This is a genomic window from Bacillus sp. PS108 (assembly GCF_037963335.1).
Taxonomy (GTDB): domain Bacteria; phylum Bacillota; class Bacilli; order Bacillales; family Bacillaceae; genus Bacillus; species Bacillus subtilis.
Genome location: NZ_CP150155.1, coordinates 2,473,416 through 2,486,247, shown reverse-complemented (window position 1 = coordinate 2,486,247; position 12,832 = coordinate 2,473,416). Strand labels below are relative to the sequence as shown.

11 protein-coding genes are annotated in these 12,832 nt (G+C 44.2%); all 11 read left to right on the top strand.

What is annotated here, in order from left to right; all coding sequences use genetic code 11:
* Positions 1 to 47: 47 nt before the first annotated feature.
* Positions 48 to 1,253 carry a spore autolysin SpoIIP gene (gene spoIIP / locus NSQ16_RS12795; RefSeq protein WP_014477383.1) on the top strand — a complete coding sequence of 402 codons (1,206 nt, stop codon included), beginning with the start codon at positions 48 to 50 and terminating at the stop codon, positions 1,251 to 1,253.
* A 16-nt stretch (positions 1,254 to 1,269) separates the two neighbouring features.
* A complete protein-coding gene (locus NSQ16_RS12790) occupies positions 1,270 to 1,608 on the top strand; it encodes a YqxA family protein (RefSeq protein WP_014477382.1) in 339 nt (112 codons plus the stop codon).
* A 133-nt stretch (positions 1,609 to 1,741) separates the two neighbouring features.
* Positions 1,742 to 3,580, top strand: coding sequence for a translation elongation factor 4 (lepA, locus tag NSQ16_RS12785; RefSeq protein WP_003229999.1), 1,839 nt, complete (start codon positions 1,742 to 1,744; stop codon positions 3,578 to 3,580).
* A gap of 52 nt (positions 3,581 to 3,632) precedes the next feature.
* Positions 3,633 to 4,772, top strand: coding sequence for a radical SAM family heme chaperone HemW (gene hemW / locus NSQ16_RS12780; RefSeq protein ID WP_088326539.1), 1,140 nt, complete (start codon positions 3,633 to 3,635; stop codon positions 4,770 to 4,772).
* An 80-nt stretch (positions 4,773 to 4,852) separates the two neighbouring features.
* A complete protein-coding gene (gene hrcA / locus NSQ16_RS12775; protein ID WP_014114464.1) occupies positions 4,853 to 5,884 on the top strand; it encodes a heat-inducible transcriptional repressor HrcA in 1,032 nt (343 codons plus the stop codon).
* Between the two features lie 71 nt (positions 5,885 to 5,955).
* The gene (gene grpE / locus NSQ16_RS12770) at positions 5,956 to 6,519 is read left to right on the top strand and encodes a nucleotide exchange factor GrpE (RefSeq protein ID WP_088326536.1); all 564 of its coding nucleotides are present in this window, start codon (positions 5,956 to 5,958) and stop codon (positions 6,517 to 6,519) included.
* 23 nt (positions 6,520 to 6,542) lie between these two features.
* On the top strand, positions 6,543 to 8,378 hold the full coding sequence (gene dnaK / locus NSQ16_RS12765; protein ID WP_088326533.1) for a molecular chaperone DnaK: 1,836 nt from the start codon (positions 6,543 to 6,545) through the stop codon (positions 8,376 to 8,378).
* A 199-nt stretch (positions 8,379 to 8,577) separates the two neighbouring features.
* A complete protein-coding gene (dnaJ, locus tag NSQ16_RS12760; RefSeq protein ID WP_003230010.1) occupies positions 8,578 to 9,705 on the top strand; it encodes a molecular chaperone DnaJ in 1,128 nt (375 codons plus the stop codon).
* A gap of 24 nt (positions 9,706 to 9,729) precedes the next feature.
* Positions 9,730 to 10,665, top strand: coding sequence for a 50S ribosomal protein L11 methyltransferase (gene prmA / locus NSQ16_RS12755; RefSeq protein ID WP_327837107.1), 936 nt, complete (start codon positions 9,730 to 9,732; stop codon positions 10,663 to 10,665).
* A 22-nt stretch (positions 10,666 to 10,687) separates the two neighbouring features.
* Complete coding sequence (locus NSQ16_RS12750) at positions 10,688 to 11,458, top strand: 16S rRNA (uracil(1498)-N(3))-methyltransferase (protein ID WP_326145871.1); 771 nt, start codon at positions 10,688 to 10,690, stop codon at positions 11,456 to 11,458.
* Positions 11,458 to 12,813, top strand: a complete 1,356-nt coding sequence (gene mtaB, locus NSQ16_RS12745; protein WP_187956936.1) for a tRNA (N(6)-L-threonylcarbamoyladenosine(37)-C(2))-methylthiotransferase MtaB — start codon at positions 11,458 to 11,460, stop codon at positions 12,811 to 12,813. Before NSQ16_RS12750 ends, mtaB begins: the two co-directional genes overlap by 1 nt.
* The last annotated feature ends 19 nt before the right edge of the window (positions 12,814 to 12,832 follow it).

Sequence of the window (12,832 nt, the reverse complement as noted above, 5' to 3'; positions counted from 1 at the left end):
CTAGCTTGTTCATAGAGTAATTACTAGACAAGCGCTGGAGGGATTCAATGAGAAATAAACGCAGAAACAGACAGATTGTTGTTGCGGTAAATGGAGGGAAAGCGGTAAAAGCCATCTTTCTATTTATCGTAAGCCTTATCGTGATTTTTGTTCTATCCGGTGTGCTGACGTCTCTCCGGCCGGAACTTAGGCCGTCGTCTGACTCTTTTTATGGGATTGCTGAAGAATTGCCGGGTGACGTATTTGCACATTTGCTGCGGATGGAAAACCATTATTTCGCTTCTGACCTCTCTCAAACAGACAGCTCATTTCATCTTTCTCGTCTTTCTTTAAAGCTGGCGACGAGCATTAACCTCGAAGATCCGCGGAGCTTTCTCGGTCGGGAGCTGCCGGGATTTGCACAATTTGATACCGAGATTTTGTTAGCTGGACAAGGAACGGATTATACGAATATGCCTGCGGAATCGCCGCCGCCGTCTAAGGTGATGGAGGAAGAAAGAGAAGCGAATTTGGCAGAGATTGAAAAACAGCAAACGCAATCAGATAATGCGCAAAAAGATCCGCCCAAACAAACAACAGGTGATAAAAAGGTCGTGTTTATCTATCACACGCACAATACGGAATCATATCTCCCTCTATTAAAAGGCGAGACCGATCCTGACATGGCGCGCCATTCTAAAGCCAACGTCACGCTTGTAGGAGATATGTTCGGACAAGCGCTTGAATCCCAGGGAATCGGAGCCACAGTGAATAAAACCGATATACAGTCAAAATTAAATAAAAAAGGCCTAAACTATGCCAGGTCCTATGATGAATCAAGGCCGGTTGTGAAAGACGCCCTTGCTTCAAACAAAAATCTGCAATATATCATTGACATCCACAGAGACTCACGGCGCAAAAAAGACACAACCGCAACGATTAAAGGGAAAAGCTATGCCAGGGTAGCCTTTGTCGTCGGGAAAAAAAGCAAAAACTTCGAAGAAAACTATAAAATTGCGAGTGAGCTTCATAAACTGATGGAGAAAAAATACCCCGGACTTAGCACAGGTGTCTTTTCCAAAGGCTCGCCAGGCGATAATGGTGTTTACAATCAGGATTTAACCGATAGAGCGCTTTTGCTCGAGTTTGGCGGAGTAGATAATAATCTCGAAGAGCTGCAGCGTGCGGCTAACGCGGCCGCGGACGTATTCAGCGAAATGTACTGGGATGCTGAAAAGGTCAACGCAGCGAGCGGGGAGACGAAAAAACAATAAGAAATAGGTGGTTGATTTGATTGCATACTTTGGAAAATGCTTACTGCTTGTCACGATCATGTTTTTAGGCGTTCTGTTCGGCATGCAGCAGGCAAACAACGGGATGCTGAGTATGAAAGGCTATCATGACCCTTCACTGAAGGGGGCGTTTACGCTCACCGACGGAAAAGATAATGAAAAAGAAGCCTCAATCCTAGGAGAAACAGTCACGGCAAAAGATTTAGAAGAAAAACAAAAAGAGCTGGAAAAGGTGGAGACATTCAATATGTTTTCAAAAGCCGGAAAAGCGCTTTCGGACACCGTAACCAATACTGCCCAGTCAATGTATGAATGGATACGGGATATGAATCAATAAGTACGTGAAAGAGAAAAGCAGCCCAGATATGATAGGGAACTTTTCTCTTTCTTGTTTTACATTGAATCTTTACAATCCTATTGATATAATCTAAGCTAGTGTATTTTGCGTTTAATAGTAGGAGTGATAGATTGTGACAGATAAAGAAAAGCGTTTAGAGAGGCAATCGAGAATACGGAATTTCTCTATCATTGCCCATATTGACCACGGAAAATCGACCTTAGCGGATCGTATTTTAGAAAAAACGTCGGCAATCACTCAACGAGAAATGAAAGAACAATTGCTCGATTCTATGGATCTTGAACGTGAGCGGGGCATAACCATTAAATTAAACTCTGTTCAGCTTAAATATAAAGCAAAAGACGGAGAAGAATATATCTTTCATCTAATCGATACGCCGGGACACGTCGACTTCACGTATGAAGTATCCCGAAGCCTTGCTGCCTGCGAGGGAGCGATTCTTGTCGTGGATGCAGCCCAGGGGATTGAAGCGCAGACGCTCGCCAATGTCTACTTAGCGCTTGACAACGATCTTGAAATCCTTCCGGTCATCAATAAAATCGACCTTCCGAGCGCCGAGCCCGAACGTGTGCGCCAAGAGGTAGAAGACGTTATCGGCCTTGACGCATCAGAAGCCGTGCTTGCTTCAGCAAAAGCCGGTATCGGGATTGAGGAGATTTTAGAACAAATCGTAGAAAAGGTGCCAGCTCCGACCGGAGATCCGGAGGCGCCGCTCAAAGCGCTGATCTTCGACTCGCTTTATGACGCCTACCGCGGTGTCGTGGCTTATATCAGAGTCGTTGAAGGAACGGTAAAGCCGGGACAAAAAATCAAAATGATGGCAACCGGCAAAGAATTCGAAGTAACAGAGGTGGGCGTGTTCACGCCGAAAGCAACTCCGACAAATGAACTGACGGTCGGTGATGTAGGCTTCCTGACTGCCTCAATCAAAAATGTCGGTGACACACGTGTCGGTGATACAATAACGAGCGCTGCCAATCCTGCAGAAGAAGCGCTGCCGGGATACCGCAAGCTAAACCCGATGGTGTACTGTGGTTTGTATCCGATTGATACAGCGAAGTATAATGATTTAAGGGAAGCTCTTGAAAAGCTTGAGCTGAATGATTCCTCCCTTCAATATGAAGCGGAAACTTCGCAAGCGCTTGGATTCGGGTTCCGCTGCGGATTTTTAGGCATGCTTCACATGGAGATCATTCAGGAGCGAATTGAGCGTGAGTTCAACATCGACCTGATTACGACAGCGCCAAGCGTTATCTATGACGTGTATATGACAGACGGCGAAAAGGTCGTTGTCGACAACCCGTCCAACATGCCGGATCCTCAAAAGATCGAAAGGGTTGAGGAGCCATACGTAAAAGCGACGATGATGGTGCCGAATGACTATGTCGGCGCTGTAATGGAGCTTTGCCAAGGAAAACGCGGCAATTTCATTGATATGCAGTATTTAGACGCAAACCGTGTCAGCATCATTTATGATATGCCATTAGCGGAAATCGTATATGAGTTTTTTGATCAGCTGAAATCAAGCACTAAAGGCTATGCGTCCTTTGATTATGAACTGATCGGCTACAAACCGTCCAAGCTTGTGAAAATGGACATTATGCTGAATGGTGAAAAAATCGATGCCCTTTCCTTTATCGTGCATCGTGATTACGCATATGAACGCGGAAAAGTGATCGTTGAAAAACTGAAAGAACTCATTCCGCGCCAGCAGTTTGAAGTTCCGGTACAAGCCGCAATCGGCCAGAAAATCGTGGCCCGCTCCACCATAAAAGCAATGCGTAAAAACGTATTGGCTAAATGTTACGGAGGGGACATCTCGCGTAAACGGAAACTTCTTGAAAAACAAAAAGAAGGAAAACGCCGGATGAAGCAGGTCGGCTCAGTTGAAGTGCCGCAAGAAGCATTTATGGCAGTTCTGAAAATGGACGACAGTCCGAAAAAACAATAGAAGCCGCCGCAGTCTTGTACTGCGGCTTCTTTCTGTAAAGAAGGTGAATCCGTTGAAATCAGCTTATATCCATATCCCATTTTGTGAGCATATTTGCCACTACTGCGATTTCAATAAATATTTTATTCAAAGTCAGCCAGTCGATGAGTATTTAAACGCACTCGAACAGGAAATGATAAATACAATAGCAAAAACCGGGCAGCCTGATCTCAAAACAATCTTTATCGGAGGAGGCACGCCGACCTCCCTGTCTGAGGAACAGCTTAAAAAGCTGATGGACATGATCAACCGCGTACTGAAGCCCTCAAGCGACTTATCGGAATTTGCGGTTGAAGCGAATCCGGACGACTTGTCCGCAGAGAAATTAAAAATATTAAAAGAAGCAGGCGTAAATCGCCTCAGCTTTGGTGTGCAAACGTTCGAAGACGATCTGTTAGAAAAAATCGGCCGAGTGCACAAGCAAAAAGATGTATTCACCTCTTTTGAAAGAGCGCGGGAAATCGGTTTTGAGAATATCAGTCTTGATCTAATGTTCGGGCTTCCGGGGCAAACCCTCAAGCATCTGGAACATTCCATAAACACTGCTTTATCACTGGATGCCGAGCATTATTCCGTTTACTCCCTTATTGTAGAACCGAAAACGGTATTTTATAATTTGATGCAAAAAGGGCGGCTTCATCTTCCGCCGCAGGAGCAGGAAGCTGAAATGTATGAAATGGTGATGAGCAAGATGGAAGCTCACGGCATTCATCAATATGAAATCAGCAACTTTGCTAAGGCAGGCATGGAATCTAAGCACAATCTAACGTATTGGAGCAACGAACAATATTTCGGTTTCGGAGCCGGCGCTCACGGATATATCGGCGGCACACGAACAGTGAACGTCGGACCTGTTAAGCATTACATTGACCTGATAGCTGAAAAGGGTTTTCCGTACAGAGATACACATGAAGTGACAACAGAAGAACAGATTGAGGAAGAAATGTTTTTAGGTTTGAGAAAAACAGCCGGTGTCAGCAAAAAACGATTCGCAGAAAAATACGGCCGTTCCCTGGATGGACTTTTCCCAAGCGTGTTAAATGACCTCGCTGAAAAAGGGCTGATTCACAATTCAGAGTCTGCCGTTTATTTGACTCATCAAGGGAAATTATTAGGCAATGAAGTTTTTGGCGCTTTTTTGGGTGAGTTATAATTGACATTTTTCTTGTGGTTTGATACTTTTGTTATAGAATTAGCACTCGCTTATTGAGAGTGCTAACAGAGGTGATGATGATGTTAACAAATCGTCAGCTGCTGATTCTTCAGGTTATAATCAACGATTTTATTAAATCGGCACAGCCGGTGGGATCAAGAACTCTTTCGAAAAAAGATGAAATCACATTTAGCTCTGCAACAATAAGAAACGAGATGGCTGACTTGGAGGAATTGGGCTTTATTGAAAAAACCCATTCATCCTCAGGACGTGTTCCGTCAGAAAAAGGGTATCGGTACTATGTTGACCATTTGCTGTCACCCGTCAAATTGACGAAAAGCGACCTGGACCAAATCCACTCGATCTTCAAAGAGAAAATTTTCGAGCTGGAGAAGACAGTTCAAAAATCAGCGCAAATTTTGTCCGATCTGACGAATTACACATCCATCGTACTCGGGCCGAAGCTGAGTGAGAATTACCTTAAACAGATTCAAATCATTCCGATTCAGCCTGATATGGCGGTAGCGATTCTCGTTACCAATACGGGGCATGTGGAAAACAAAACGATTAACTTTCCGGCCAAAATGGATCTGTCTGATATTGAAAAACTGGTAAATATACTGAACGACCGTTTAAGCGGCGTTCCAATGGATGAACTGAATGAGCGCATATTTAAAGAAGTTGTCATGTACCTAAGACAGCACATTAAAAACTATGACAATATACTCGACGCGCTTCGTTCAACCTTTCATTCCACAAATCACGTTGAAAAGTTGTTTTTTGGCGGGAAAATCAATATGCTGAACCAGCCTGAGTTCCATGATATCACCCGAGTTCGGTCGCTGCTTTCATTAATTGAGAAAGAACAGGATGTTTTAAAGCTGGTTCAATCCCCGCACACGGGAATTTCGATTAAAATCGGAAAAGAAAACGACTATGAAGAGATGGAAAATTGCAGTCTGATTACGGCTTCTTATTCCGTAGACCAGAAGCAGATCGGCTCAATTGCGATTATCGGCCCGACCCGCATGAATTATTCCAGGGTTGTCAGCCTGCTTCAGCATGTGACTTCGGACTTGTCAAAAGCATTAACAAGTCTGTATGATGAATAAGGGAATTTTGGCAAATTTTATCGAAGGGCAGCACCTGTCCTTCTCCTTACACTTTGAGGGAGGTGAACACAATGTCAGAAGAAAAACAAACCGTTGATCAAAACGAAACAGAAGAGCAAGAAATCATTGAAGAACAAGCTGCCGCTGATGAACAGCAGGAAGAAACAAATGAAAGCGAACTTCTTCAAAACCAAATTAACGAATTGCAAGGTTTGCTTGAGGAAAAAGAAAACAAACTTTTGCGTGTTCAAGCAGACTTTGAAAACTATAAACGACGCAGCCGTTTAGAGATGGAAGCGTCCCAAAAATACCGTTCTCAAAATATCGTGACTGATTTACTGCCGGCTCTTGACAGCTTTGAACGAGCGCTTCAGGTTGAAGCCGACAATGAACAGACGAAAAGTTTGCTCCAGGGAATGGAAATGGTCCACCGTCAGCTCGTAGAAGCCTTGAAAAAAGAAGGCGTCGAAGCCATCGAAGCTGTAGGGCAGGAATTTGATCCTAATCTGCACCAAGCTGTTATGCAGGCTGAAGACGAAAACTACGGCTCAAACATTGTTGTTGAGGAAATGCAAAAAGGCTATAAGCTGAAGGATCGCGTCATTCGCCCTTCCATGGTCAAAGTGAATCAATAATTACATAGCAGGAGGTTATTCAAGTGAGTAAAGTTATCGGAATCGACTTAGGAACAACAAACTCATGTGTGGCAGTGCTTGAAGGCGGCGAGCCTAAAGTTATTGCTAACGCTGAAGGAAACCGCACAACGCCATCAGTTGTTGCATTTAAAAACGGCGAACGTCAAGTAGGGGAAGTGGCTAAACGCCAATCTATTACAAACCCTAACACAATTATGTCTATCAAACGTCATATGGGTACTGATTATAAAGTTGAAATTGAAGGAAAGGATTACACTCCACAAGAAGTGTCTGCTATCATCCTTCAACACCTTAAATCATACGCTGAAAGCTATCTTGGCGAAACAGTATCAAAAGCAGTTATCACAGTTCCTGCATACTTTAACGATGCTGAGCGTCAAGCAACAAAAGACGCTGGTAAAATTGCAGGTCTTGAAGTAGAACGTATCATCAACGAGCCGACTGCAGCAGCGCTTGCATACGGACTTGATAAAACAGATGAAGATCAAACGATCCTAGTATACGACCTTGGCGGCGGTACATTCGACGTTTCCATCCTTGAGCTTGGCGACGGTGTATTCGAAGTTCGTTCAACTGCCGGCGACAACCGTCTGGGCGGGGACGATTTTGACCAAGTTATCATTGATCATCTTGTGTCTGAATTCAAAAAAGAAAACGGCATTGATTTGTCAAAAGACAAAATGGCGCTTCAGCGTTTGAAAGACGCAGCTGAAAAAGCGAAAAAAGATCTTTCCGGCGTATCTTCTACGCAAATTTCTTTACCGTTTATCACAGCTGGAGAAGCAGGACCGCTTCACCTTGAACTTACATTAACTCGCGCTAAATTCGAAGAGCTTTCTTCTCATTTAGTAGAGCGCACAATGGGTCCTGTCCGTCAAGCGCTTCAAGATGCAGGACTTTCTGCAAGCGAAATCGACAAAGTCATCCTTGTCGGCGGATCAACTCGTATCCCTGCCGTACAAGAAGCAATCAAAAAAGAAACTGGAAAAGAAGCGCATAAAGGCGTAAACCCGGATGAAGTTGTAGCGCTTGGTGCTGCGATTCAGGGCGGCGTTATCACAGGTGACGTAAAAGATGTTGTTCTTCTTGACGTTACACCGCTTTCTCTCGGTATCGAAACAATGGGCGGCGTGTTTACAAAACTGATCGACCGCAACACGACGATCCCAACAAGCAAATCTCAAGTGTTCTCAACTGCTGCTGATAACCAAACAGCTGTTGATATCCATGTTCTTCAAGGTGAGCGCCCAATGTCTGCCGACAACAAAACACTCGGCCGCTTCCAGCTTACTGATATCCCGCCAGCACCGCGCGGCGTGCCTCAAATCGAAGTTTCTTTCGATATTGACAAAAACGGTATCGTAAACGTAAGAGCAAAAGACTTAGGCACAGGAAAAGAACAAAACATTACAATTAAATCTTCTTCAGGTCTTTCTGATGAAGAGATCGAACGCATGGTAAAAGAAGCGGAAGAAAATGCTGACGCTGATGCGAAGAAAAAAGAAGAAATCGAAGTCCGCAACGAAGCAGATCAGCTTGTTTTCCAAACTGAGAAAACATTAAAAGATCTTGAAGGCAAAGTGGACGAAGAACAAGTGAAAAAAGCCAACGATGCCAAAGATGCTTTAAAAGCAGCGATTGAGAAAAACGAATTTGAAGAGATCAAAGCGAAAAAAGATGAGCTTCAAACAATCGTTCAAGAGCTTTCTATGAAGCTTTATGAAGAAGCTGCTAAAGCACAGCAAGCTCAAGGCGGAGCAAACGCTGAAGACAAAGCGGATGACAACGTTGTCGACGCTGAATACGAAGAAGTAAACGACGACCAAAACAAAAAATAAGTTCTTTTTAGTGTCAGCCCCGCTTCCGGAGCTGACCGAAAAGAACACATTTCATAATCTGATTCAATGATTAGAAAGTCAAAGTCAGGCATCTCTTGGCTTTGACTTTTTTTCTTGCCCGGGATAAAAGGAATTGAAAAATCATAATTCAAAATGATACAATCTAATTTATGTGAGAAATTCGGGAGAGTGAAGCGAGATGAGTAAGCGTGATTACTATGAAGTGCTGGGAGTAAGTAAGAGCGCTTCAAAGGATGAAATTAAAAAAGCTTATCGGAAGCTGTCAAAAAAATATCATCCTGATATTAACAAAGAAGCCGGATCAGATGAAAAATTTAAAGAGGTAAAAGAAGCATACGAAACGCTGTCAGATGACCAAAAACGTGCGCATTACGATCAATTTGGTCACACTGATCCTAACCAAGGCTTCGGCGGCGGAGGTTTTGGCGGCGGCGATTTCGGCGGTTTTGGTTTCGATGATATTTTCTCAAGTATATTCGGCGGAGGCACAAGACGAAGAGATCCAAACGCTCCGCGCCAGGGTGCTGATTTACAGTATACGATGACCCTGTCGTTTGAGGATGCGGCTTTCGGTAAAGAAACAACCATCGAAATTCCCCGCGAGGAAACGTGCGAAACATGTAAAGGCTCAGGTGCGAAACCTGGAACAAATCCAGAAACATGCTCCCACTGCGGAGGCTCCGGCCAGTTAAACGTGGAGCAAAATACACCTTTTGGAAAAGTCGTTAACAGACGGGTCTGCCACCACTGTGAAGGTACAGGCAAAATCATTAAAAACAAATGTGCGGACTGCGGCGGCAAAGGAAAAATCAAAAAACGCAAGAAAATCAATGTGACAATTCCAGCCGGTGTAGATGACGGGCAGCAGCTTCGTCTCTCGGGACAGGGTGAACCAGGAATAAACGGCGGCCCTGCTGGGGATTTATTTGTCGTGTTCCATGTACGCGCACACGAGTTCTTCGAGCGTGACGGCGATGATATTTACTGTGAAATGCCGTTAACGTTTGCTCAGGCTGCTCTTGGAGATGAGGTGGAAGTGCCGACGCTGCATGGAAAAGTGAAATTGAAAATTCCGGCCGGTACACAAACAGGAACGAAATTCAGATTAAGAGGCAAAGGCGTTCAAAATGTCAGAGGCTATGGACAGGGTGACCAGCATATCGTCGTCCGCGTCGTTACGCCGACAAATCTGACAGATAAACAAAAAGACATTATCCGCGAATTTGCCGAAGTCAGCGGAAACCTGCCTGACGAACAGGAAATGAGTTTCTTTGACAAGGTAAAACGGGCGTTTAAAGGCGATTAATTATTGGATGAGGAGTTGGTAGTTTTGAAATGGTCCGAATTAAGCATTCACACAACACATGAAGCGGTCGAACCTATCTCAAATATATTGCATGAAGCTGGTGCAAGTGGGGTTGTGATAGAGGACCCGCTTGATTTAATTAAAGAACGTGAGAATGTGTACGGGGAAATCTACCAGCTCGACCCCAATGATTACCCAGATGAGGGTGTCATTGTCAAAGCATATCTGCCGGTTAACAGTTTTCTGGGCGAAACTGTAGACGGCATCAAAGAAACGATTAATAATCTCCTTCTTTACAATATTGATTTGGGCAGAAACCACATCACTATTTCTGAAGTAAATGAAGAAGAGTGGGCGACTGCCTGGAAAAAGTATTATCATCCTGTGAAAATTTCTGAAAAGTTTACAATTGTGCCGACGTGGGAGGAATATACGCCGGTCCATACGGATGAACTGATTATTGAAATGGACCCGGGAATGGCTTTCGGCACAGGGACACATCCGACAACCGTACTCTGCATTCAGGCGCTTGAACGCTTTGTGCAAAAGGGTGATAAGGTGATTGATGTCGGCACTGGTTCGGGAATTTTAAGTATTGCGGCTGCAATGCTTGAGGCTGACTCGGTTCATGCCTACGATCTTGATCCCGTGGCTGTAGAAAGTGCACGCCTCAATCTCAAGCTGAACAAAGTCAGAGATATTGCTCAAGTGAAGCAAAACAATTTGTTAGACGGGATTGAAGGGGAACATGATGTGATTGTGGCCAATATTTTGGCTGAAGTCATTCTTCGCTTTACTTCACAAGCGTACAGCCTGTTAAAAGAGGGCGGCCACTTTATTACGTCAGGAATCATCGGTCATAAAAAACAAGAAGTAAAAGAAGCACTGGAACAAGCTGGCTTTACCATTGTAGAAATCCTTTCAATGGAAGATTGGGTCAGCATTATTGCGAAAAAATAATAGTTAGTAGGTGTCACAGCGTATGCAACGATATTTTATCGAGCTCACGAAGCAGCAAATAGAGGAAGCGCCGGCTTTTTCGATTACCGGCGAAGATGTTCATCATATTGTGAACGTGATGAGAATGAATGAGGGAGATCAGATTATCTGCTGCTCTCAAGACGGCTTCGAGGCAAAATGTGAACTTCAATCTGTTTCCAAAGATAAAGTGTCCTGCCTTGTGATAGAATGGACGAATGAAAACAGAGAGCTTCCGATAAAGGTCTATATTGCGAGCGGCCTTCCGAAAGGAGATAAGCTTGAATGGATTATCCAAAAGGGGACTGAGCTCGGAGCTCATGCCTTTATTCCTTTCCAAGCCGCGCGTTCTGTTGTCAAGCTGGATGACAAAAAGGCAAAGAAAAAGCGGGAAAGATGGACGAAAATTGCAAAGGAAGCGGCTGAGCAATCGTACCGTAACGAAGTGCCGCGAGTGATGGATGTCCATTCTTTTCAGCAGCTTCTTCAAAGGATGCAGGATTTCGATAAATGTGTCGTTGCATACGAGGAGTCATCGAAGCAAGGGGAAATAAGCACATTCAGCGCGATTGTAAGCAGCCTTCCGAAAGGATCATCTCTATTGATCGTATTTGGTCCCGAAGGCGGTTTAACAGAAGCGGAGGTTGAACGGCTCACAGAGCAAGACGGTGTGCCGTGCGGCCTTGGACCGAGAATTTTAAGGACAGAAACCGCTCCGCTATACGCGTTGAGTGCGATTTCTTATCAAACAGAGTTATTAAGAGGTGATCAGTAATGGCAACTGTTGCTTTCCATACGCTTGGCTGTAAAGTCAACCATTATGAAACAGAAGCAATCTGGCAGCTTTTCAAAGAAGCGGGCTATGAAAGAAGAGACTTTGAACAAACAGCTGATGTATATGTCATTAATACATGTACGGTTACAAATACGGGAGATAAAAAAAGCCGCCAAGTGATCAGACGCGCCATTCGTCAAAATCCTGACGGTGTCATCTGTGTCACAGGCTGCTACGCGCAAACCTCACCTGCTGAGATTATGGCGATCCCCGGTGTCGACATTGTAGTCGGAACACAGGACCGTGAAAAAATGCTTGGCTACATTGACCAATACCGAGAAGAACGCCAGCCGATTAATGGCGTCAGCAACATCATGAAAGCAAGAGTATATGAAGAGCTTGATGTGCCTGCTTTCACGGACCGCACAAGAGCGTCATTGAAAATACAGGAGGGCTGCAATAATTTCTGCACATTCTGTATCATTCCGTGGGCGCGCGGCCTGCTCCGCTCCCGCGACCCTGAAGAAGTCATTAAACAAGCGCAGCAGCTTGTTGATGCCGGATATAAGGAAATTGTTCTTACGGGTATTCATACAGGCGGCTACGGCGAAGATATGAAAGATTACAACTTCGCGAAGCTTTTGAGCGAATTAGACACCCGTGTAAAAGGCGTGAAACGGATCAGAATTTCTTCCATCGAAGCCAGCCAAATCACTGACGAAGTGATCGAGGTCTTAGACCGCTCAGATAAGATAGTGAATCATTTGCATATTCCGATCCAATCCGGATCAAACACAGTGCTTAAACGGATGAGACGCAAATATACAATGGAATTCTTTGCAGACCGTTTAAATAAATTGAAAAAAGCACTGCCAGGCTTAGCTGTTACTTCTGATGTCATCGTCGGATTCCCTGGAGAAACAGAAGAAGAATTTATGGAAACCTATAACTTTATTAAAGAACATAAATTCTCTGAACTGCATGTTTTCCCTTACAGTAAACGTACAGGAACACCAGCTGCACGAATGGAAGACCAAGTGGATGAAAACGTGAAAAACGAACGTGTGCACCGCCTGATTGCTCTTTCTGACCAGCTTGCAAAAGAATACGCTTCTCAGTATGAAAATGAAGTGCTTGAAATTATCCCTGAGGAAGCGTTTAAGGAAACAGAAGAAGAAAATATGTTTGTAGGTTACACAGACAATTATATGAAGGTTGTTTTCAAAGGGACGGAAGATATGATCGGCAAAATCGTAAAAGTCAAAATCCTAAAAGCAGGTTATCCTTACAACGAAGGACAGTTTGTCCGTGTGGTTGAGGATGAAATAACTGAACACATGCGTTTGTCTTCTTAACCTAAAAAATCGGTGCATT